At 73.5% G+C, this 19,063-nt stretch carries 21 protein-coding genes; 11 read left to right on the forward strand and 10 right to left on the reverse strand.

Features of this window, described 5'->3' with window-relative positions:
- Positions 1 to 144: 144 nt before the first annotated feature.
- From ACF09E_RS17910 to ACF09E_RS17920, 3 genes are all read right to left on the reverse strand, one after another.
- Complete coding sequence (locus ACF09E_RS17910; RefSeq protein ID WP_388793252.1) at positions 145 to 240, reverse strand: Ms4533A family Cys-rich leader peptide; 96 nt, start codon at positions 238 to 240, stop codon at positions 145 to 147.
- Positions 241 to 340: 100 nt separating this feature from the next.
- Entirely contained in the window at positions 341 to 1,636 is a 1,296-nt protein-coding gene (locus ACF09E_RS17915) for a DUF3152 domain-containing protein (protein WP_392206031.1), read from the reverse strand.
- An 8-nt stretch (positions 1,637 to 1,644) separates the two neighbouring features.
- Positions 1,645 to 2,613, reverse strand: a complete 969-nt coding sequence (locus tag ACF09E_RS17920; protein WP_392206032.1) for an alpha/beta fold hydrolase — start codon at positions 2,611 to 2,613, stop codon at positions 1,645 to 1,647.
- Positions 2,614 to 2,753: 140 nt separating this feature from the next.
- Here ACF09E_RS17920 and ACF09E_RS17925 point away from each other — a divergent pair, with 140 nt between their 5' ends.
- The 4 genes from ACF09E_RS17925 (at position 2,754) to ACF09E_RS17940 (ending at position 4,619) form a co-directional block, all read left to right on the forward strand.
- Positions 2,754 to 2,969, forward strand: coding sequence for a hypothetical protein (locus tag ACF09E_RS17925; RefSeq protein ID WP_392206033.1), 216 nt, complete (start codon positions 2,754 to 2,756; stop codon positions 2,967 to 2,969).
- Between the two features lie 163 nt (positions 2,970 to 3,132).
- Entirely contained in the window at positions 3,133 to 3,792 is a 660-nt protein-coding gene (locus ACF09E_RS17930; protein ID WP_030320731.1) for a TetR/AcrR family transcriptional regulator, read from the forward strand.
- 127 nt (positions 3,793 to 3,919) lie between these two features.
- Positions 3,920 to 4,147 carry a DUF3107 domain-containing protein gene (locus tag ACF09E_RS17935; protein WP_187284102.1) on the forward strand — a complete coding sequence of 76 codons (228 nt, stop codon included), beginning with the start codon at positions 3,920 to 3,922 and terminating at the stop codon, positions 4,145 to 4,147.
- Between the two features lie 202 nt (positions 4,148 to 4,349).
- Positions 4,350 to 4,619, forward strand: a complete 270-nt coding sequence (locus tag ACF09E_RS17940) for a hypothetical protein (protein WP_392206034.1) — start codon at positions 4,350 to 4,352, stop codon at positions 4,617 to 4,619.
- A gap of 74 nt (positions 4,620 to 4,693) precedes the next feature.
- On the opposite strand, the gene ACF09E_RS17945 is transcribed toward ACF09E_RS17940, so the two are convergent.
- The gene (locus ACF09E_RS17945) at positions 4,694 to 5,416 is read right to left on the reverse strand and encodes a ferritin-like fold-containing protein (protein WP_361861638.1); all 723 of its coding nucleotides are present in this window, start codon (positions 5,414 to 5,416) and stop codon (positions 4,694 to 4,696) included.
- A gap of 482 nt (positions 5,417 to 5,898) precedes the next feature.
- Between ACF09E_RS17945 and ACF09E_RS17950 the strand changes: the two genes are divergently transcribed.
- Together ACF09E_RS17950 and ACF09E_RS17955 are read left to right on the forward strand one after the other, a co-directional pair.
- Complete coding sequence (locus ACF09E_RS17950; protein WP_392206035.1) at positions 5,899 to 8,472, forward strand: DEAD/DEAH box helicase; 2,574 nt, start codon at positions 5,899 to 5,901, stop codon at positions 8,470 to 8,472.
- A gap of 146 nt (positions 8,473 to 8,618) precedes the next feature.
- Entirely contained in the window at positions 8,619 to 9,506 is an 888-nt protein-coding gene (locus ACF09E_RS17955; RefSeq protein ID WP_392206036.1) for an alpha/beta fold hydrolase, read from the forward strand.
- A gap of 30 nt (positions 9,507 to 9,536) precedes the next feature.
- Here ACF09E_RS17955 and ACF09E_RS17960 read toward each other — a convergent pair whose 3' ends face one another.
- A complete protein-coding gene (locus ACF09E_RS17960) occupies positions 9,537 to 10,466 on the reverse strand; it encodes an NYN domain-containing protein (RefSeq protein WP_361850591.1) in 930 nt (309 codons plus the stop codon).
- Between the two features lie 175 nt (positions 10,467 to 10,641).
- On the opposite strand from ACF09E_RS17960, the gene ACF09E_RS17965 reads away from it, so the two are divergent.
- Positions 10,642 to 10,794: a hypothetical protein gene (locus ACF09E_RS17965; protein ID WP_086024648.1), complete on the forward strand. Its 153-nt coding sequence runs from the start codon at positions 10,642 to 10,644 to the stop codon at positions 10,792 to 10,794.
- Between the two features lie 119 nt (positions 10,795 to 10,913).
- Here ACF09E_RS17965 and ACF09E_RS17970 read toward each other — a convergent pair whose 3' ends face one another.
- From ACF09E_RS17970 to ACF09E_RS17980, 3 genes are all read right to left on the reverse strand, one after another.
- Positions 10,914 to 11,519: a MarC family protein gene (locus ACF09E_RS17970; RefSeq protein WP_361850593.1), complete on the reverse strand. Its 606-nt coding sequence runs from the start codon at positions 11,517 to 11,519 to the stop codon at positions 10,914 to 10,916.
- A 288-nt stretch (positions 11,520 to 11,807) separates the two neighbouring features.
- Complete coding sequence (locus ACF09E_RS17975) at positions 11,808 to 12,692, reverse strand: PHP domain-containing protein (RefSeq protein WP_392206037.1); 885 nt, start codon at positions 12,690 to 12,692, stop codon at positions 11,808 to 11,810.
- 107 nt (positions 12,693 to 12,799) lie between these two features.
- The gene (locus tag ACF09E_RS17980) at positions 12,800 to 13,438 is read right to left on the reverse strand and encodes a DUF6758 family protein (RefSeq protein ID WP_392206038.1); all 639 of its coding nucleotides are present in this window, start codon (positions 13,436 to 13,438) and stop codon (positions 12,800 to 12,802) included.
- A gap of 178 nt (positions 13,439 to 13,616) precedes the next feature.
- Here ACF09E_RS17980 and ACF09E_RS17985 point away from each other — a divergent pair, with 178 nt between their 5' ends.
- On the forward strand, positions 13,617 to 14,846 hold the full coding sequence (locus ACF09E_RS17985) for an MFS transporter (protein ID WP_392206039.1): 1,230 nt from the start codon (positions 13,617 to 13,619) through the stop codon (positions 14,844 to 14,846).
- A gap of 110 nt (positions 14,847 to 14,956) precedes the next feature.
- Positions 14,957 to 15,199 carry a hypothetical protein gene (locus ACF09E_RS17990; RefSeq protein WP_388793234.1) on the forward strand — a complete coding sequence of 81 codons (243 nt, stop codon included), beginning with the start codon at positions 14,957 to 14,959 and terminating at the stop codon, positions 15,197 to 15,199.
- A gap of 122 nt (positions 15,200 to 15,321) precedes the next feature.
- Here ACF09E_RS17990 and ACF09E_RS17995 read toward each other — a convergent pair whose 3' ends face one another.
- A complete protein-coding gene (locus ACF09E_RS17995; protein WP_392206040.1) occupies positions 15,322 to 15,906 on the reverse strand; it encodes a suppressor of fused domain protein in 585 nt (194 codons plus the stop codon).
- 429 nt (positions 15,907 to 16,335) lie between these two features.
- On the opposite strand from ACF09E_RS17995, the gene ACF09E_RS18000 reads away from it, so the two are divergent.
- Together ACF09E_RS18000 and ACF09E_RS18005 are read left to right on the forward strand one after the other, a co-directional pair.
- Positions 16,336 to 17,463, forward strand: coding sequence for a magnesium and cobalt transport protein CorA (locus tag ACF09E_RS18000; RefSeq protein ID WP_355962391.1), 1,128 nt, complete (start codon positions 16,336 to 16,338; stop codon positions 17,461 to 17,463).
- Between the two features lie 79 nt (positions 17,464 to 17,542).
- Positions 17,543 to 18,052 carry a hypothetical protein gene (locus ACF09E_RS18005; RefSeq protein WP_392206041.1) on the forward strand — a complete coding sequence of 170 codons (510 nt, stop codon included), beginning with the start codon at positions 17,543 to 17,545 and terminating at the stop codon, positions 18,050 to 18,052.
- Positions 18,053 to 18,086: 34 nt separating this feature from the next.
- Here the strand turns inward: ACF09E_RS18005 and ACF09E_RS18010 are convergent, their stop codons facing one another.
- The gene (locus ACF09E_RS18010) at positions 18,087 to 18,845 is read right to left on the reverse strand and encodes a hypothetical protein (protein ID WP_392206042.1); all 759 of its coding nucleotides are present in this window, start codon (positions 18,843 to 18,845) and stop codon (positions 18,087 to 18,089) included.
- Positions 18,846 to 19,063: the final 218 nt, after the last annotated feature.

The following is a 19,063-nucleotide window of genomic DNA, read 5'->3' on the forward strand; positions in this document are numbered from 1 at the left end:
CCGGGCAAGGGAGATCCGACGAGGGGAGCCGCGCCTGCGGGAATGGGGGACCCGGGCGCGGGAAACCGTCGGAATCGCGGGAGAAAGGCGGCTGACGGGGCGCTCGGGCCGGGGGTACCGCCCGGGCCGTCGGACCCGGGGGTGTCAGCTACAGAGAACGTCGGCGACGCAATGCCCGGCCACGCCGATGAGCGCCAGCTCGAAGGCGGCGCGATCGGAGACGACGTGACGGGGCGACATGCCGAGAAATATGAACGAACGCCCGAACGATGTCAACGCGAATCGATCATTCCTGAGACGCTCGTCTCGGCATGTGATCACCGGAGGATGAGGGGCCGTCTCAACTTCCCGGGTAGACCCAGGGGTTGGGGCGGCACTTGATTCCGCCGATGTCCAGCGACTTCGTCTGCTGCTGCATCACAGGGGCGAGGGCGCCCTCGGTGCCGCAGTTCACATGGCCGTGCCCGAGCCGGTGCCCGACCTCGTGGTTGATGAGCATCTGGCGGTACGCGAACATCGCCTTGGGGCCGAAGGTCTCCGAACCCTGCGCCCACCGGTACGCGTTGATCATCACCCGGTCCGTCTGGGCCGAGTCGCAGGACACGTTCTCGGCCAGGGTGTCGAGCCCGGACTTGGCGCACCAGACGCCGGTGGTGCCCGGACTGGCCAGCGTGATGACGAACTGGGGCTCTCCGCTGGAGACGCGCTCGAAGGTCATCTCGCCCTTGCCGGCCCAGCTGCGACGGTCGTTGAGGGTCTTGAAGACCGTCGTGGCGAAGAGGTTCTGGTCGAGGCCGAGCCCCTCCTCGACGTCGATCCGGTAGCGGACCAGATTCCCCTTGCCGGGGGCCTTCTGGAAGCCCGGCACCGCCTTGAACCTGCCGTTCCCCTTGAGCTTCGGGTCGATCGGGAACTGGCGGGCGATGAGCTGCTCGTACGTGGGCGGCGGCTTGACGGCCGCGGAGGGCGCGTTCGACGGGACGGCCCGCTGGTCGGAGCGGGACGCGGAGTCGTCCGAGGGCCGCTCGCCCGGCTGCTCGGCGGCGTGGGCGGTGCCCGGCGCCTCGTCCTTCTCGGCGACCTGTCCGGTGACGACGACGGCGAGGACGGTGGCGACGGCGGCGGCCGCGACACCGGTGAGGGTGCGGCCGAGACCGCCCCGGGCGGCCTGCTCGTCGGCCTCGGTCCCGGTCTCGTGACGGGGACCCGGGACGATCGGCGCCTCGGCGGCTTCGTCGTCGGCCCCGGCGGGGCGGGGGGCGCCGGTCCGCGGCGCGTACGGCCGGGGGGCGGTGCCCTCCTGGTGCTGCGGGTGCCCGCCGCGGACGGATCCCCCGTAGACGGGGACGCCGTGCGCGGGCGTGCCGAGGGCCGCGTGCGAGCCGGTGTCGTGGACCCCGCCGCCGTAGGCGGGAGTGCCGTGCGCGGGGGTGCCGTGCGCGGGGGTCCCGTACATCGGCGTGCCGTGCGCGGGCGTCCCCGTCGGGTCCTGGCCCGCGGGCCTGCGGCGGCGTCCGGTGCCGCCCTGCGGCGCGCGGGCGGCCTGCGGGGCCGGGGCCGCGGCACGCGCGACCGCCGGTTGCTGCCCGGTGTCGGCCACCGAGGGCGCGGCGCCCTTGCGACTGTGTCGTCCCACGCCCCGGATCAGCTCCCGCCGTGATCGGCGATCAGGTCCCGGGCGGCCTGCGCGACCGTCTCGGGGTACTCCATCATCGCCACGTGCCCCGCCTCGGGCAGGGTCAGCAGGCGGGAGCCGCGGAACGCCGCGGCCGCCTTGCGGGCCATCCGGTACGAGACGAGCTGGTCGCGCCCACCGTAGACGAGGAGCGTCGGCGCGAGAACCCGTTCGGCCTGACGCCACAGGCCGTGCTGGCCGCCGAGCGTGTACGCGTCGACGATCCCGCGCGCGGAGCGGGCCATGACCTCCCAGAAGTAGGGGAGCTCCAGGCGCCGCTCCATCTCCTCCACCGCGTACCGCAGGCCCTCGTCGGTGACCCGGCCGGGGTCGCCGTAACAGAGGGAGAGGACACCGCGGACGCGCTGCTCGGGCGTCCAGTCCCTGGTGAGCCGCGCGAAGGCGGAGGCGACGCCGGGCACCGCGAGCAGCGCCGTGGGCCAGGCCGAGCGCTGGGCGCGCAGCTCGGGCAGCGCGGGCGAGACGAGGGTGAGGGTGCGGACCAGGTCGGGCCGGGCCGCGGCGACGCGGGTGGCGACGGCGCCGCCCAGCGAGTTGCCGAAGAGGTGGACCGGCCCGCGTCCCCGGGAGTCGAGCAGCCGGATGACCGCGCGCGCGTGCGCGGTCACGGAGTACCTGCCGTCGTCGGGCGGCGGCGAGTCGCCGAAGCCCGGCAGGTCGACCGCCTCGCCGTCGACGACGTCCGCGAGCAGCGGCATCAGCGCGGACCAGTTCTGCGAGGAACCGCCGAGGCCGTGCACGTACAGGGCGGGCGGCAGGCCGGGTTCGGCGCCCGGCCGGGCGCGCACGGTGAGGGTGAGTCCGGGCAGCGAGACGGAGCGGAGCTCCTCGCCGTCGGCGACCCGGACGGCGCGCACGGGGCGCGGCGAGGAGGGCGCGGCGGCGGTCCGGGTTTCCGGCAGCTCGGTCGACGACATGGCCGCAATATTACGAGACGATCACGCACGCGGGCGTGTGGGTGCCGTCACAGGTGCGTGTGCGGCGAGGCGCGTCTGCTCCTAGGCTCGAAGGGAGGGCCATCGGAGAGGACCGCGACCCGCGTGGCGGAGGGAACCGCATGACTGTCGATCCGACCGATCCGGACACATTCGCCGAGGAAGAGGACGTCGAGCTGGACGAGGAGACCCCGGAGGCCGACGCCGCCGAGCAGCACACCGAACTGCAGCAGCGGGACGACGAGCGGCGCACCCACGTGGAGCGCGACACGGCGAACGAGGCGGACTCGTCCGAGCAGGCGCGGGTCGTCGCCGTGGACGAGGACGACTACCGCTGAGCGGACGACTCCCGCTGATTTGTTCGGTTTAATCTTGAATCGACTGTCGACCCGAGCGTCCGGTCCGTGAAATTCTGCGTCCGCACCGCGCACAGCCGGGTTACCCAAAAGTACGATGGCGGCGCGCGCGACAGCGTGCATGGATCGATTCTTGGGAGGCCGCGTGAGCGCCATCGAGCAGACAGAGGCAGCACGCCCTCGGGGCACGCGCCTGCCGCGACGTGCCCGACGGAACCAGCTCCTCGGAGCCGCCCAGGAGGTCTTCGTCGCCCAGGGGTACCACTCGGCCGCGATGGACGACATCGCCGAGCGCGCGGGCGTCAGCAAGCCGGTCCTCTACCAGCACTTCCCCGGGAAGCTGGAGCTGTACCTCGCCCTGCTCGACCAGCACTGCGAGTCCCTCCTCCTGGCGGTGCGCACGGCCCTCGCCTCCACCACCGACAACAAGCTCCGCGTCGCGGCCACGATGGACGCCTACTTCGCGTACGTCGAGGACGAGGGCGGCGCCTTCCGGCTGGTCTTCGAGTCCGACCTGACCAACGAGCCCGCCGTCCGCGAGCGCGTGGACCGGGTCAGCCTGCAGTGCGCCGAGGCCATCTCGGACGTCATCGCCGAGGACACCGGCCTCTCGAAGGACGAGTCGATGCTGCTCGCCGTGGGCCTCGGCGGCGTCTCGCAGGTCGTCGCCCGCTACTGGCTGTCGAGCGGGTCCGCCATCCCGCGCGACAAGGCGGTGGGACTGCTGACCTCGCTCGCCTGGCGGGGCATCGCCGGCTTCCCGCTGCACGCGGTGGACGGCCAGCTCAGCGCCGAGGGCCACTGACCGTTCCCGCGGTCTGTTCGCTCCTGGCGTGCGGCGACTGAGCCGTACCCGTCCCCTCACCGGGCTAATGTGTGCAGCGTACGGCGCGGTAGTCCGCGCAACGCTGACCGTTCGGAGGGACATAGCCGTGGAGGTCAAGATCGGCGTGCAGCACGCACCCCGGGAGATCGTTCTGGAGAGCGGGCAGTCCGCCGAGGAGGTCGAGCGCGCCGTGGCCGACGCGCTGGCCGGCAAGGCGCAGCTGCTCAGCCTCTCGGACGAGAAGGGCCGCAAGATCCTCGTGCCGGCCGAGAAGATCGCGTACGTGGAGCTCGGCGAGCCCGCCGTGCGTCGCGTGGGCTTCGGCGCTCTCTGAGCCCGGGATCTGACGGGAGGGGCCCGGTGGACCGTTCGGTCCGCCGGGCCCTTCGCCGTGCGGGTCGTCCGGGATCGCGCCGCGCCCCCGGTTGCCCGAATGACCACGTCAGGGGGTACGGGATGATTGCGTTCCGGGGCACTTGGGTAGGTACGCGTACGACCGCAACACCCGCCCCGCACCCCCCGCGAGGTGATTCGCTGTGCTCCTGGAAGCCCTCGGCTCCGCCCTCCTCGGCTTCGCCCTGGCCTGGGCCGCCGTGCACCGGCTGCCCGACCGCCTCCCCGTCCGGGCGAGGGTCCTCGCCACCGGCACGCTCGGCGCCGTCTTCGGCGCGCTCGTCACGCACGGGGCGCTCGGCCCCGGCCACTTCCTCGCCACCCTCGTCGGAGCGGTGGCCGTGGCGGCGGTTCTGCTCTCCCTGCTGATCCGGCCGGCCTCGCGCAGGCTGCGGCGATCAGCGGCGGCGTGAACAGCGCCGCACACCCCTCCCCCGTACGCGCGGCTCCGCGCCGGCGTACGGGAGCCCGTCCTCACGGGTAGGACTCAGGCGGCCAGACCGAGCGCGGCCATGCGCTTGGTGTGGGCCTCGGTGATCCGGGAGAACATCCGGCCGACCTCGGCCAGGTCGAACCCGTCCGCGACACCCCCGACCAGCATCGTCGACAGCGCGTCGCGCTCGGCGACCACCCGCTGCGCCTGCGAGAGCGCCTCGCCCATCAGGCGGCGCGCCCAGAGCGCGAGCCGGCCGCCGACGCGCGGGTCGGCGTCGATCGCGGCGCGGACCTTCTCCACGGCGAAGTTCCCGTGGCCGGTGTCGTCGAGCACGGAGACGACGAGCCCGCGGGTGTCGGAGTCGAGGCGGGCCGCGACCTCGCGGTAGAAGTCGCTGGCGATCGAGTCGCCGACGTACGCCTTGACCAGGCCCTCCAGCCAGTCCGACGGCGCGGTCTGGCGGTGGAAGTCGTCGAGCGCCTTGGCGAAGGGCTCCATGGCCTCGGTGGGCTCGGCGTCGACGGCGGCGAGGCGGTCGCGCAGCCGCTCGAAGTGGTGGAACTCGGCGGAGGCCATCTTCGCCAGCTCCGCCTTGTCCGCGAGGGTCGGCGCCAGCTTGGCGTCCTCGGCGAGCCGTTCGAAGGCCGCGAGCTCTCCGTAGGCGAGGGCGCCGAGGAGGTCGATCACGGCGGCGCGGTACTGCGGCTCGGCGGAAGCCGTCGCCCAGTCCTTGGCTGCGATCCCGGTCGGTGTGGCGTTGTCAGGCGTCTCCATGGAGCGCACAATAGCCCGCTCGGACCCCCCGTAAGGCGCTGGTCAGTCAGTGTGACCGTGCCCTCATCACCATTTCTCCCAACACACATGCGCGAATCCGGGGTACAGTGATAAGGCGCCCGCCGAGTATGCGGACATGCTTTCGCACGTTCGGACGTATGCGGTGGGCCGACTCATGAATGAGGATGCCCGGTCGGTGGCCCGATCGGCTCCGGCCCGACAGCCCTTCCGGCGGACCCGCGGAAGGGTCACCTCAGCGGTACGACGCTCGAGCGACGGCAGTGGTCCCGTGCCACCCGGCAGCGATCCCCCGGATCGCGCCGGCAGTTCCCGGCACGGTACGACCCCCTTCGTTCGCCTCGCACCGCGTCCACAGAAGAGGCAGCACCCTGACTACGACTTTCCGAGACCTCGGAATCCTTCCCGAGACGGCCGAAGCGCTTGAGGCCGTCGGCATCGTCAACCCCTTCCCCATCCAGGAGATGACCCTCCCGGTCGCCCTCACCGGCACCGACGTCATCGGCCAGGCCAAGACCGGCACGGGCAAGACCCTCGGCTTCGGTCTGCCCATCCTGGAGCGCGTCACCGTCCCGCTGGACGTCGAGGCCGGCCGGGCGAAGCCCGAGCAGCTGACCGACGCCCCGCAGGCGCTCGTCGTCGTCCCCACCCGCGAGCTGTGCCAGCAGGTCACCAACGACCTGCTCACCGCCGGCAAGGTGCGGAACGTCCGCGTGCTCGCCATCTACGGCGGCCGGGCGTACGAGCCCCAGGTCGAGGCGCTGAAGAAGGGCGTCGACGTCGTCGTCGGCACCCCCGGCCGTCTGCTCGACCTGGCCGGCCAGCGCAAGCTCGACCTGTCCCACGTCAAGGTCCTCGTCCTGGATGAGGCCGACGAGATGCTCGACCTGGGCTTCCTGCCCGACGTCGAGAAGATCATCAACATGCTTCCGGCGAAGCGCCAGACCATGCTGTTCTCGGCGACCATGCCGGGCGCGGTCATCGGCCTGGCCCGCCGCTACATGTCGCAGCCGACGCACATCCGCGCCACCTCGCCCGACGGCGAGGGCGCGACCGTCGCCAACATCAAGCAGCACGTCTACCGCGCGCACAACATGGACAAGCCGGAGATGGTCGCCCGCATCCTGCAGGCCAACGGCCGCGGGCTCGCGATGATCTTCTGCCGCACCAAGCGCACGGCGGCCGACATCGCCGAGCAGCTGGAGCGTCGTGGCTTCGCCTCCGGCGCCGTCCACGGCGACCTCGGCCAGGGCGCCCGCGAGCAGGCGCTGCGCGCCTTCCGCAACGGCAAGGTCGACGTGCTCGTCTGCACCGACGTCGCGGCCCGCGGCATCGACGTCGAGGGCGTCACCCACGTCATCAACTACCAGTCGCCCGAGGACGAGAAGACCTTCCTCCACCGCGTGGGCCGCACCGGCCGCGCGGGCGCCAAGGGCACCGCGGTGACCCTGGTCGACTGGGACGACATCCCGCGCTGGCAGCTCATCAACAAGGCCCTCGAGCTGGACTTCCACGAGCCGGTGGAGACGTACTCCTCGTCCCCGCACCTCTACGAGGAGCTGGACATCCCGGCGGGCACCAAGGGCATCCTGCCCCGCGCCGAGCGGACCCGCGCCGGTCTGGGCGCGGAGGAGCTGGAGGACCTGGGCGAGCCCGGCGGACGCCGTGGCCGCGGCCCGAAGAACGACCGGACCGAGGAGCGCCCGGAGCGGACGCGGACCCCGCGTCAGCGCCGGCGCACCCGTGGCGGCGAGCTCGGCGACGCGGCGGCCCCTGCCGCCGAGGCCGCGCCGGTGACGGACGAGGCGAAGGCCGAGTCCGGCCCGCGCACCCCGCGGCGCCGCCGCCGCACCCGCGTCGGCGCCCCCGGCTCCGCGCCCCAGGCCCAGGCGCAGGACGCCGCGTCGGCTCCGGCCGCGCAGGCCGCGCCCGCGCCGGTCGCCGAGACCGAGCGGAAGGCTCCGGCCGCCCGGACCGTGGTCGAGACGGCCGCTCCGGCGCCGGTGACCGAGGCCCCCGCCGCCGAGGCCCCGGCCGAGCCGAAGGCCCCGCGCCGCCGCAGCCGTACCGCGGCCCGTCCGGAGGCCGAGCGCACCGCGCCCGCCGCCCCGGCCGCCGCCGTCAAGGAGTCGGCTCCGGCCCCGCGCCGTCGTCGGCCCCGCGTCCTCCCGGTCGAGGACACCGTGTCGTTCCAGACGGTCGAGACGGCCGCGGCCGCCCTGCGCGCCGCGAAGGCCGTCGAGGCGCCCGTCGCCGCCCCGGTCGTCGAGGTCGCGGTCGTCGAGGAGCCCAAGAAGGCCCCCCGTCGCCGCACCGCGAAGAAGGCCGTGGCGGAGCCGGTGGCTGCCGTCGTCGCCGCTCCCGCGGTGGCCGAGCCGGTCGCGGCGGTCGTCGCCGCTCCGGTGGCGGCCGAGCCCGTGGTGCCGGTCGTCGAGGCCGTGGTCACGGCCGAGGTGCCCGCGCCGCGCCGCCGTCGTGTGGTGCGGAAGGCCGCCGGTTCGCCGGTGACCACCGCCCCGGTCGTCGAGCCCGTCGTCGAGCCGGCGCCCGCGCCGGTCGTCGAGGAGCCGAAGGCGCCGGTCCGGCGCCGTGTGGTCCGCAAGGCCGCCGGTTCGCCGGCCTCGTCGACCGCGGCCGCGACCGTGATCGTCACGAACCCGGTCGCGAAGGCCCCGGCGATCGTCGTCGAGACCGCCCCGGCTCCCGTGGTCGAGGCCGCCCCGGTCGCCGAGGTCGCGGTCGTCGAGGAGCCTAAGAAGGCCCCCCGTCGCCGTACGGCGAAGAAGGCCGTCGCGGAGCCGGTCGCCGAGACCCCGGCCGCCGAGGAGGCGCCGAAGGCCCCGCGCCGCCGCGCCGCCAAGAAGGCCGTCGCGGCCGAGGCTCCCGAGGCCTCGGAGCCGAAGGCGCCGGCCCGTCGCCGTACGACGAAGAAGGCCGTCGCGGAGCCGGTCGCCGAGACCCCGGCCGCCGAGGAGGCGCCCAAGGCCCCGCGCCGCCGCACCACGAAGAAGGCGGCGGCCGCTCAGCCCGAGAGCTGATCCCGCCCGCTCTCCACGGCCGAGGCCCGACCCCCGCTTCGGGGGCCGGGCCTCGGTCCGTCCGGAGGCGGGCGCCCCGGGCGTCGGCCCCGCGGCCGGGTGAGGTCCCCCGGGCCGGGCCCGGCGGGCGCGGTTACAGTCCAGACATGAGCAAGCCCCGGTCCCTCGTCCTGCCTGCCGGCACCCGTGCCCACCACCTCGTGACGGCCCGGGGGGACTTCGCCGTGCTCGACGCCGGGCCCCGCGGCGAGCGGCGCGGGACGGTGCTGCTGCTGCCCGGGTACACCGGCAGCAAGGAGGACTTCCTGGCGCTGCTCGGCCCGCTGAGCGAGGCCGGGTACCGGGCGGTGGCGGTGGACGGGCGCGGCCAGTACCAGTCCCCGGGGTCCCGCGGCCGGGCCGGCTACCGCCGCCGGGCGCTGGCGCTCGACGCGGTGGCGCAGGCGTCGGCGCTCGGCGACGGCCCGGTCCATCTGCTCGGCCACTCGTTCGGCGGCCTGGTCGCCCGCGCGGCCGCCGCGCTCGCCCCCGCCGCCTTCCGCTCGCTCACCCTGCTCTCCTCGGGCCCCGGCCGGGTCGCCCGGCCGCAGCGGGTCCGGGTGCGCGCGCTGCGCGTCGCTCTCGCGTTCCTGCCGAAGGAGCGGGTGTGGCAGGCGATGTGCTGGCTGGACAGCCGGGGCGAGGAGCCGGACACGGACGACGCGCCGGAGCTCGCGGGCTTCCTGCGGCGGCGCTGGATGCGGACCCGGATCGCGCAACTGGCGGGCGCGGGGAGGCTGCTGCTCAGCCGTCAGGACGGCACGGCGGAGCTCGCCGCGCTGCGGATGCCGCTGCACATCGCGTACGGGGCGGACGAGATGGTCTGGCCCACGGCGGTGCTCGCGGCGACGGCCGCCCGCACGGGCGCGCACCACACGGTCGTGGCGGGCGCCGGCCACTCCCCCAACGTGTCGCACCCGCGGGAGCTGACGGACCGCCTCACCGGCTTCTGGGAGCGGACGGCGGCCCCCGCCGGAGTCGGCTCCGCCCGCTGACCCCGGGTCACCGGCGCCGGCGGGCGGGGTTCAGAACTGCGCCTTGAGGTGCTGCCAGAAGCCGTCCCGCAGGGCCCGCCGGAGTCCCGCGTGGCCGCGCAGGGACCGGCTGAGCAGCCGCTCCGCCTCGACGAGCAGGTCCTGGTCGACGGGGCCGGGCAGATAGGGCGCGCCAGGCAGCAGCTCGGCGAGCCGGTCCCGGCCGCGTTCACCGAGCCAGGTCGCGGCGATCTGGGCGCCGACGAACCGCACCTCCTCGCGGGACGGCGGCGGCTCGCCCTCGTTCTCGTACGTGGTGACGGGACGGCGGGTGACGTACGGGCGGCAGAAGTCGAGCTCGAAGGTGCGCTGGCTGTCGACCTCCCAGAGGAGCGCCTCCGCCTGGTTGCGGCCCTCGGCGGCCTCGATGCCCCAGAGGTGGACGCGGGCACCGTACCCCTGGGCCGCCTCGACGGCCGAGACGAGGTCCTCGTCGCCGCCGACGAGGGCGGCGTCGCTGATGGCGCGGTGGCGGGCGAGCGACTCCAGGTCGGTGCGGATGAGGGAGTCGACGCCCTTCTGCTGGTTGTTGGCGTTGAGGTTGCCGAGGCGCACCTTGACGTCGGGAAGCTCGGCGATGGCCTGCTGCTCGGGGGTGTGGATGCGGCGTCTGGCCCCGTCGTACCAGTAGACGCGGAGCAGTCTGCTGTCGGCGAAGATCGTGCGGGCCTTGTCGATGAAGGCCTCGATGAGGCCCTCCGCGTCGAGGTCGAAGGAGCGCCGGTCCTCGGTTCCCGTCACCAGCAACCCGGCCGCAGCATGGACGTAACCTGCGTCGACGAAGATGGCATGGGTAGAAGGGGTCTTGGCGACCTCGGCCAGCATCCGCTGGAGGAGCTCATTGGTGCGCTCCAGGCGCCCGTCGAGGGCGCGCAGGCGGGCGTCGGTCTCGGTCACCTGAGTGGTGTCTGCGTCGTTCATACGGGGCTCATTCTCCGCCGCTCCGGGTCCGGCCGCCACACCCTCCTACCCGTCAGTAGTTAGACATCCGAAAATTTTCCTTAGCGTAAGGAATGTTTGCAGGATGCATGTCGTTGGACCCGTACGTAACGCAGTTCTCCACCAGGAGGATCAACTCAGACGAAGGGAGAAGCCTGTGCGCTTCGAAATCCTGCGACTCGACGACATCGACGGCACGCCCGTCGACCGGACCGTCGTGGACGCCGCCTCCGTCAACCGGATCGTGCAGCAGGCCGCCTCGATCGGCCAGCGCATCTGGATCCGCCCCGCCGAGACCTCGGCCTCGTAACAGGTCGGGTCCATCCCACGCACCGCGCCCCCGCACGGACTTCGCCAGAGCGGAATCCGTACGGGGGCGCAGTGGTGTCCGGGGGTCCCCCGGCGGGCCGGAGGGTGCCTCCCCGCGCGTCAGGCGTTCTGGACGACCTGCGTCACGCCGTTGATGATCTGCTGCACCGCGATGGCGGAGAGCATCATCCCGGCGAGGCGGGTGACGAGGACGACACCGCCGTCCTTGATGACCCGGATGATCACCAGCGAGTAGCGCATGGTCAGCCAGAGCACGACGTGCATGGCGACGATGGCGGCCCAGACGGAGACCTGCGCGGCCGCGCCGTCGGCGTTCTGGACGGCGAGGATCACCGAGACGATGGCGCCGGGCCCGGCGAGCAGCGGCATGCCGAGCGGGACCAGGGCGACGTTGACGTCCTTGGTCTGCTTGGGCTCGTCGGTCTTGCCGGTGAGCAGGTCGAGCGCGATGAGCAGCAGCAGGAGGCCGCCCGCGATCATCAGCGCGGGGACCGAGACGTGCAGGTAGTCCAGGATCTGCTGGCCGAGCAGACCGAAGACGGAGATGACCCCGAAGGCCACGGCGACGGCCTGCCAGGCCATCCGGCGCTGGACCTTGGCGGCGCGGCCGGAGGTGAGGGCCAGGAAGATCGGGGTGATCCCGGGGGGATCCATGATCACGAAGAGGGTCAGGAACAGCGAGCCGAAGACGGCGGCGTCGAACACGGTGGGGTGCCTTGCGGGAGAGGTCGAACGGTGGGGTGCGGCCCGGCCGCGGAATGCGGGATTCCGACGGCGGGGCGGGAGGAGGGCCGCCCCGCGTCACGGCACGGGGCCGTGCGGGGGCGGACCGGGAAGGAAGCGGAGCGCCGGGCGGACGCGGCACGGACCGCGCGGCCCGGCCCTCGGGGGCGGGACGCGGCGGACCTCCCGGCCGACCGGCCGGGGGAACGGGTCCCGCGGTGAGGATCCGGGCTCCGCGGAGCCCGGGGACCGGCGGCCGGAGCGGCCCGGCTACTCGGGGCCGGACGGGCCCTGGGCGGCGGGTCCGCCCGCGCCGGGGACGGGGAAGGCTCCGGCGGCACGGCGGGTGATCTCGCCGTAGATCTCGGGGTCGGTCGTGTACTCGCCGAGGCGGCAGGTCTTGCGGCTGCCGTGGTAGTCGCTGGAGCCGGTGGTCAGCAGACCCAGCTCCTTCGCGAGCCCGCGCAGCCGCGCCCGCGTCGCCTCGTCGTGGTCCATGTGGTCGACCTCGATGCCGTCGAGTCCGGCCTCGGCGAGCCGGGCTATCGAGGCCTCGGGCAGCACCTGTCCGCGCTTGACGGCGAGCGGGTGCGCGAAGACGGTGACGCCGCCGGCCGCCTTGACCAGGCGGATGGCGTCGATCGGGTCGAGCTCGTGCTTCCCGACGTACGCCCGGCCGCCGTCGGCGAGCCACTCGGGCGTGAAGGCGCCGGAGACGTCCCGGACGACTCCGAGCTCGACGAGGGCCTCGGCGACGTGCGGGCGGCCCACGGAGCCGTCGCCCGCGATCCGGGCGACCTGCTCCCAGGTGACGGGGACGCCGAGGTCCTGGAGTCTGCCGACCATGGCCCGCGCGCGGGGGACCCGGTCGTCGCGGACGAGTTCGCGCTCGGCGAGGAGGGCGGGCTCCTCGGGGTCGAAGAGGTACGCGAGCATGTGCAGGCCGACGCCGTCGATCCGGCAGGAGAGCTCGGCCCCGGTGACGAGGGTCAGCCCCTCGGGCAGCGCGGCGATCGCCTGGGCGTGGCCCCGGGTGGTGTCGTGGTCGGTCAGCGCGACGACGTCGAGTCCGGCGGCGGCCGCGTTGCGGACGAGCTCGGCCGGGGAGTCGGTCCCGTCGGAGGCCGTGGAGTGGGTGTGCAGGTCGATGCGCACGACGCGGTACTCCAGGGCTTCGGCACGGACGGGGGACGCTCCAGCATAACGGGCGAATCGAACACGCCCGTACGGCAGGAGGCGGCCGGACCGGCCTCCGGGACCCCTCAGCCCAGCAGACGCGGCGTCAGGGCTCCGCACGGCAGGAGCTCGACCTCGGCGCCGGCGTCCCGCAGGTCCGTCAGGACGAGCTCGTCGTACATCAGGAGGCCGGACTGCTCGGGCCAGACGATCGCCCACAGCCAGAGGCCGCGGGCCTCGCCCGCGAACACCGCACGGTCCTGCGGGGCGCCGTTGACGTGCCAGAGCGGTGTCGGGCGTCCGGCGGCGAGGACCTTCGTCTGCGGGGGCTTGTCGATGGCCATGCCCGCCCCGGGGTCGGGGCCGTCGATGCCGGCGTACCGCGCGCCGAGGCCGACGCCGAGCTCCTCGGCGACGAGGAGAAGCTCTCCGATGCCCCCGAGGGGGCCGGGTCCCGAGCAGGCGACGGCGGTCGCGCGCCCTCCACTGCGGTCGTCGCCCGCGTACGTGACTCCGGTGAAGAGCCAGCCGACGGGGAGGGGCCACGGCATCCACACCGGAACGTGGGACCGGTGCACCACGACGCCGAGGGCCTCGACGCTGGGCGGGATCACGGGCTGGAGCGGGTGCACCGAGCCGTGCACGTCACACTGCCAGGAGTCGGCGAAGAGTCCGGGCGCCCTGACCCGGCCACCGCACTTCGGACAACTGGGTTCGCCCCTCATAGGGCTCAACGGTCCTACCACGCGAGCCCCGCGTCAAGGACGGTCACCGACGATCACCCGTCCGGCCCGTGGCGTTCACCCCACGCCACCCGCCCATATAGATGTAACTTGCATCCATTAGCCTCCCTAACTTATTCTGTGTATATCGCAACGATCTCGACGCGGAGGAGCGGCACCCATGGAGAGAGCAGAGGAAGGCTTCGGCGGGGGCGGCATCCTGCGCCAGCCCCCGGCCGTCTGGGCCACGGCCGGGGCGTCCGTCGTCGCCTTCATGGGCATCGGCCTGGTCGATCCGATCCTGCCGTCGATCGCCCGGGGCCTGGACGCGACACCCAGCCAGGTGTCGCTCCTCTTCACGTCGTACTTCCTCATCACCGCCGTCGCGATGCTGGTGACCGGCTTCGTCTCCAGCCGGATCGGGGGCCGCCGGACCCTGCTCGCCGGACTCGCGCTGGTCGTCGTCTTCGCGGCCCTCGCCGGCACCTCGGACTCCGTCGGCGAGCTCGTCGGCTTCCGGGCCGGCTGGGGACTCGGCAACGCCCTCTTCGTCTCGACCTCGCTCGCCGTGATCGTCGGCGCCGCGGCCGGCGGCAGCGCGGCCGCGATCCTGCTCTACGAGTCGGCGCTCGGCCTCGGCATGGCCTGCGGGCCGCTGGTCGGCGCCGTGCTCGGCGACGCGAGCTGGCGCTACCCCTTCTTCGGTACGGCCGCGCTGATGGCCGTCGGCTTCCTCTGCATCACGGTCTTCCTCAAGGAGCAGCCGAAGCCGGCCCGCAAGACCTCGCTGCTCGACCCGATCCGGGCCCTGAGCCACGGCGGACTCGCCTCGGCCGCGGCCGCCGCGTTCTTCTACAACTACGCGTTCTTCACGGTGCTCGCCTTCACCCCGTTCGTCCTGGACATGTCCCCGTACCGGTCCGGCGCGGTGTTCTTCGCCTGGGGCGTGCTGCTCGCCGTCTCCTCGGTCCTGGTGGCCCCCCGGCTCCAGCGGCGCTTCGGCTCGCTCACGGTGCTCGGCGGCTCGCTCGTGCTCCTCGCGGCCGACGTGGTGGTGCTCGGCTACGGCAGCCACACGACCGCGGTCGTCTGCACGGTCCTGTCGGGCGTGTTCATCGGCGTCAACAACACCGTCTTCACCGAGCTCGCCCTGGGCGTCTCGGACGCCCCGCGCCCGGTGGCCAGCGCCGGCTACAACTTCGTCCGCTGGTTCGCCGCGGCGGCGGCCCCGTACTTCGCGCCGAAGATCGAGGAGTGGAGCGACGTCCACATGCCCTTCGTGGTGGCCGGCGTGGCCGCGGTGCTCGGCGCCCTGGTCGTCCGGGTCCGCCGCGGCTCCCTCGTCCCCGCGGCCGGGGAGCGCGCACCGGAGCGCGCCGCGCCGGAGGGCGCCGAGGTCCTCGCGGGCTGAGCCCGCCGGAGACCGGCCGCCGGAGGGGACGGACCCGCGGCGGCCGGTTTGGGGCGCACGGCCCGGGCAACACGGAATCCATGAGAGGCATCGACTCCGTCATAAGAACCGTGGCCCACGTCCTCGCGGGCATCCTGGTCGTCTGGATCGCCCTGGACCTGCTCGACGCCAACCGGGCGAACACCGTCGTGGGCTGGTTCCACAGCGCCGCGGACTGGCTCGCGGGCTGGTCGATCGGACTGTTCGACGTCGCCAACCACACCTTCCAGGTGCTGCTCGACTACGGCATCCCCGCGGTGGTCTACGTGGTGATCGCCAATCTCGTCGCCAGCAGGGCCGTCGCCCGGGCGTGACCGCGCCCCGGCGGACGGAACACCCGGACGGGCCGCGCGCACCGCGCGGAGCCGCCCCGGGGAATCCGTCGCGTCCGGCCCCCCGGCCGGGTCGCGGGGAGACCCGTCCCGCCGCCCGCGCCTCAGTCGAGCCGCACGGATCCGCGCAGCGGATCGCGCAGGTCGGTGCCCTGCGCCAGCCAGCGCTCCTCCAGCGCCTGGGCCCCGTGGACCCGCTTCCACGCCGCCTCGTTGGGGGTCATCGGCAGCAGCGGCAGGAAGCGCACCGGGTCCATCGGCTCGTCGAGCTCCAGATCCTCGACCAGGCCGCCCGACCCGGCGACCAGGACCGAGCTGAACGCGGCGCCCGGCCAGAGCGGGTCGCCGACGTCGAGCGAGGCGCCCGCGGCCACGACGACGCCCTCGACCTGCGGGGTCGCGGCGAGGACCGCGAGCGGGCGCAGCACCTTGTCGGTGTCGGCGAGCCCGGCCCGTACGGTCAGGACGAGCTCGGCGCGCGGGCCCTTGACGGGGTCGGCGAGCGGGGCGGTCGGATCGGCCATCGGCTGCGCGGACATGCCGAGGGTCGCGTACCGCACGAGGTCGCCCTCGACGAAGCGGAGCACCTCGATCCGGTCCGTCCCGAGGAACGTCACCGCGGCCCGCGCGTCCGGTTCCCCGAGCGCCGTGCGCAACCGGGCTTCGACCAGAGCAAGAACTTCTCCCATGTCTTGAGCATAAAGCGCGTATGGAACGGGCAAAGGAAGGGATTGACCCTCAGTCGGCTGATAGTCTTGGCCGCTGGTCGGGAGTCCCGAACTCCCGACTACTCGTCACATGTCATCCCTCACGAGGGACCGGCCGGAGGAGGTGGGGCTGCGATGGACCGAAGTCGATCGGGCAGTACCAGCCGCTCTTCCGCCCCGCACCCGAGCCCGGTGCGTACGCACTTCCGGTGATCCCGGCCCGTGTCTCCCACGGGGTCCGCCCTCTCCGGCATCTCGCACGACGGAAGAGCATCTCGCCTTTGCCTGTCTGTAGCGAACGCCGTCACCGCGATCCCTCGGTGCCGCCCGCTTTGTGGACGACGTAGCTCCACGTCCCCATTCCGGGCAGTTCCACGCTCGCCGACGGCTTCTCCGTGAAGGAGCATGCCCATGTCGATGATCCGTGACCTGCGCGCCGCCGTCCGTCCGAGCCTGCGGCACCCCCTGCGCAAGACCCCCACCACGTACACCTCGTACGACCCCACCCGCGACCACACGGCCTCCAGCGCCGTGGTCGACTGCGCCGTCTACCGCGACGGGCGCCGCGTCGACGACCGCGAGTGCCTCACCCCGCGCGGCGCCATGAGCCGGGTGCGGGAGAACGGCGGCTTCGCCTGGATCGGCCTGCACGAGCCGACCGAGGCCGAATTCGCGGGCATCGCGGCCGAGTTCGGGCTGCACCCGCTCGCCGTCGAGGACGCCGTCCACGCCCACCAGCGGCCCAAGCTGGAGCGGTACGACGACACCCTCTTCACCGTCTTCAAGACGATCCACTACGTCGAGCACACCGAACTCACCGCGACCAGCGAGGTCGTCGAGACCGGTGAGGTGATGTGCTTCACCGGACCCGACTTCGTCATCACCGTCCGGCACGGCGGCCAGGGCTCCCTGCGCAACCTCCGGCACCGCCTCCAGGGCGAGCCCGAACTCCTCGCCAAAGGGCCGTCGGCGGTGCTGCACGCCCTCTCCGACCACGTCGTCGACGGCTACATCGCGGTCGCCGACGCCGTCGAACTCGACATCGACCAGCTGGAGATCGACGTCTTCTCGCCGGCCGCGAAGGGCTCGACGCGCGGCACGGACACCGGCCGGATCTACCAGCTGAAGCGCGAGGTACTGGAGTTCAAGCGGGCCGTGACCCCGCTGCTCCGGCCGTTGCAGCTGCTCTCGGAGCGGCCGATGCGGCTGGTCGACCCCGACATCCAGAAGTACTTCCGGGACGTCGCCGACCACCTCGCACGCGTCCAGGAGCAGGTCGTCGGCTTCGACGAACTGCTGAACTCGATCCTCCAGGCCAACCTGGCGCAGGCGACCGTCGCGCAGAACGAGGACATGCGCAAGATCACCTCGTGGGCGGCGATCGTCGCCGTCCCCACGGCGGTCTGCGGCGTGTACGGCATGAACTTCGACCACATGCCCGAGCTGCACTGGAAGTACGGCTACCCGATGGTGCTGACCGGCATCGTCGCGATCTGCTTCACCATCCACCGCACGCTCAAGCGCAACGGCTGGCTCTGACCGCCGGGGCGCGTCCGGGCCGGGCCGGGGACACCGCCGGCCCGGCCCGGCCGGCGGGACATCCCCTAGGCTTCGGGCCATGACTGAAGAGCTGCTCGGGTCCGCCCTCGTCGAGGAGGCCACGAAGAAGTCCGGCCTGGTGTGGGTCCGCGGCACCGGCCCGGCCCGCGCGCTCTGGCACGTCTGGTCCGACGGCGCCGCGTTCGTCGTCGGCGACGGCCCCGGCGAGCAGCCGCTGCCCGGGCTGGTGGACGGCGGCACGGCCGAGGTCACGGTCCGCAGCAAGGACAAGGGCGGCCGGCTGGTCGCCTGGACGGCGGCCGTACGGGAGATCGCGCACGGCACCGGGGAGTGGGACGCGGCGGTCGCCGAGCTCAAGGGCAAGCGGCTCAACGCACCCGACGGCGAGGCCATGACGGACCGCTGGGGCCGCGAATGCCGCGTCCTGCGGCTCGACCCCCGCTCCTCGACCACGGAGCTGCCGGACGGCTCCCTGGCGGCCGTGCCGCTGCCCTCGCCGGCCACGACCCGCGACCCGGTGCCCGCCGGGCTCCCCCGGCTGCTGGTCAAGCGCCGCCGGCGCCGCTGACCCGTCCGCGGACCTCCGGCGGCACGCCCCGGGATCAGGTCCTGGGCAGCTGCTTGCCGTAGTCGAGGATCTCCTCCTTCGACGGCTCGGACAGCAGGAAGTCCTTGTTCCACTCGGAGAGCACGACGAGGCCCGCTCCCCCGCCCCGCGCGAACTGCAGCGGGTACGGGTCGCCCTGCAGGGCCACGTCGAGGGTGCCGCCCTCCCCGTCGGCGCCGCCCTTGACCTTGATCGTGCGGACCCCGCCGATCTGGTCACGGTCGCCCTTGACCTTCTCGCCGTGCAGCCCGGTGAGACCGTCGAGCAGCAGGTCCATGTCGGTGAACCCGCGCAGCTGCTTGTACGCGGGGTCGCCCTGCGGCACCTTCACGTACTTGTCGTCGAGCTTGTCGGCGGCCTCGGCGTCCGCCTCCGTCGGCTCCTCGCCGCCCTCCGCGCCGTGCGACCAGAAGTCCGCGTCCGCCTTCAGGTACAGCGCCTCGCCGACCCGCAGCAGCTCGAAGGTGCTGTTCTTCGTCGTCACCGAGCCGGTGGCGCCGTCCTGCCGCAGGCGCATGTTCAGCTTGAAGGTGTCGCCCTTGCTGACCAGGGTGCCGGAGAGCCGCACCGCGTCGGCGCCGTCCGCGGCGGACCGCGCCTTCCCCTCGATCTCGGCCGCCGACAGCCTCCCGACCCCGTTGGTCCCCTCGTCCGGATCCGCGGCGCAGGCCGTGAGCCCCACGGTCAGGCCGGCGCAGAGCGCGAGCGGCACGACGGCCCGGTGGATACGCGACGACGCGGCACGAACAGCCATCGGCGCTGCCTCTCATGTCGTGGGGGGACACGGGCCGCGGCCCCCTGCGGGGAGACCCGGGGCGGCGGCCCTCTGTGCTGCCAGTTGTCGCCGGGCGGACGGCCGGCGTGCCGGTGGGGACGGCAGACCGCAGCGTACCCGGGCCGGGCGACGCGCCCCGCAGCAGCCGTACGGAGGCGCTGCCGGGGCGGTGCGGAACGGCACGGGCTAGCCTGAAC

It is taken from the genome of Streptomyces sp. NPDC014891, from assembly GCF_043081085.1.
Classification (GTDB): Bacteria; Actinomycetota; Actinomycetes; order Streptomycetales; family Streptomycetaceae; genus Streptomyces.

Coding starts and splice junctions, on each gene's coding strand:
- ACF09E_RS17920 (WP_392206032.1), bottom strand. CDS start 2,613: ATGTCGTCGACCGAGCTGCCGGAAACCCGGACCGCCGCCGCGCCCTCC.
- ACF09E_RS18010 (WP_392206042.1), bottom strand. CDS start 18,845: ATGGCTGTTCGTGCCGCGTCGTCGCGTATCCACCGGGCCGTCGTGCCG.
- ACF09E_RS18000 (WP_355962391.1), top strand. CDS start 16,336: ATGTCGATGATCCGTGACCTGCGCGCCGCCGTCCGTCCGAGCCTGCGG.
- ACF09E_RS18005 (WP_392206041.1), top strand. CDS start 17,543: ATGACTGAAGAGCTGCTCGGGTCCGCCCTCGTCGAGGAGGCCACGAAG.
- ACF09E_RS17985 (WP_392206039.1), top strand. CDS start 13,617: ATGGAGAGAGCAGAGGAAGGCTTCGGCGGGGGCGGCATCCTGCGCCAG.
- ACF09E_RS17995 (WP_392206040.1), bottom strand. CDS start 15,906: ATGGGAGAAGTTCTTGCTCTGGTCGAAGCCCGGTTGCGCACGGCGCTC.
- ACF09E_RS17955 (WP_392206036.1), top strand. CDS start 8,619: ATGAGCAAGCCCCGGTCCCTCGTCCTGCCTGCCGGCACCCGTGCCCAC.
- ACF09E_RS17945 (WP_361861638.1), bottom strand. CDS start 5,416: ATGGAGACGCCTGACAACGCCACACCGACCGGGATCGCAGCCAAGGAC.
- ACF09E_RS17950 (WP_392206035.1), top strand. CDS start 5,899: ATGACCCTCCCGGTCGCCCTCACCGGCACCGACGTCATCGGCCAGGCC.
- ACF09E_RS17925 (WP_392206033.1), top strand. CDS start 2,754: ATGACTGTCGATCCGACCGATCCGGACACATTCGCCGAGGAAGAGGAC.
- ACF09E_RS17980 (WP_392206038.1), bottom strand. CDS start 13,438: ATGAGGGGCGAACCCAGTTGTCCGAAGTGCGGTGGCCGGGTCAGGGCG.
- ACF09E_RS17960 (WP_361850591.1), bottom strand. CDS start 10,466: ATGAACGACGCAGACACCACTCAGGTGACCGAGACCGACGCCCGCCTG.
- ACF09E_RS17910 (WP_388793252.1), bottom strand. CDS start 240: ATGTCGCCCCGTCACGTCGTCTCCGATCGCGCCGCCTTCGAGCTGGCG.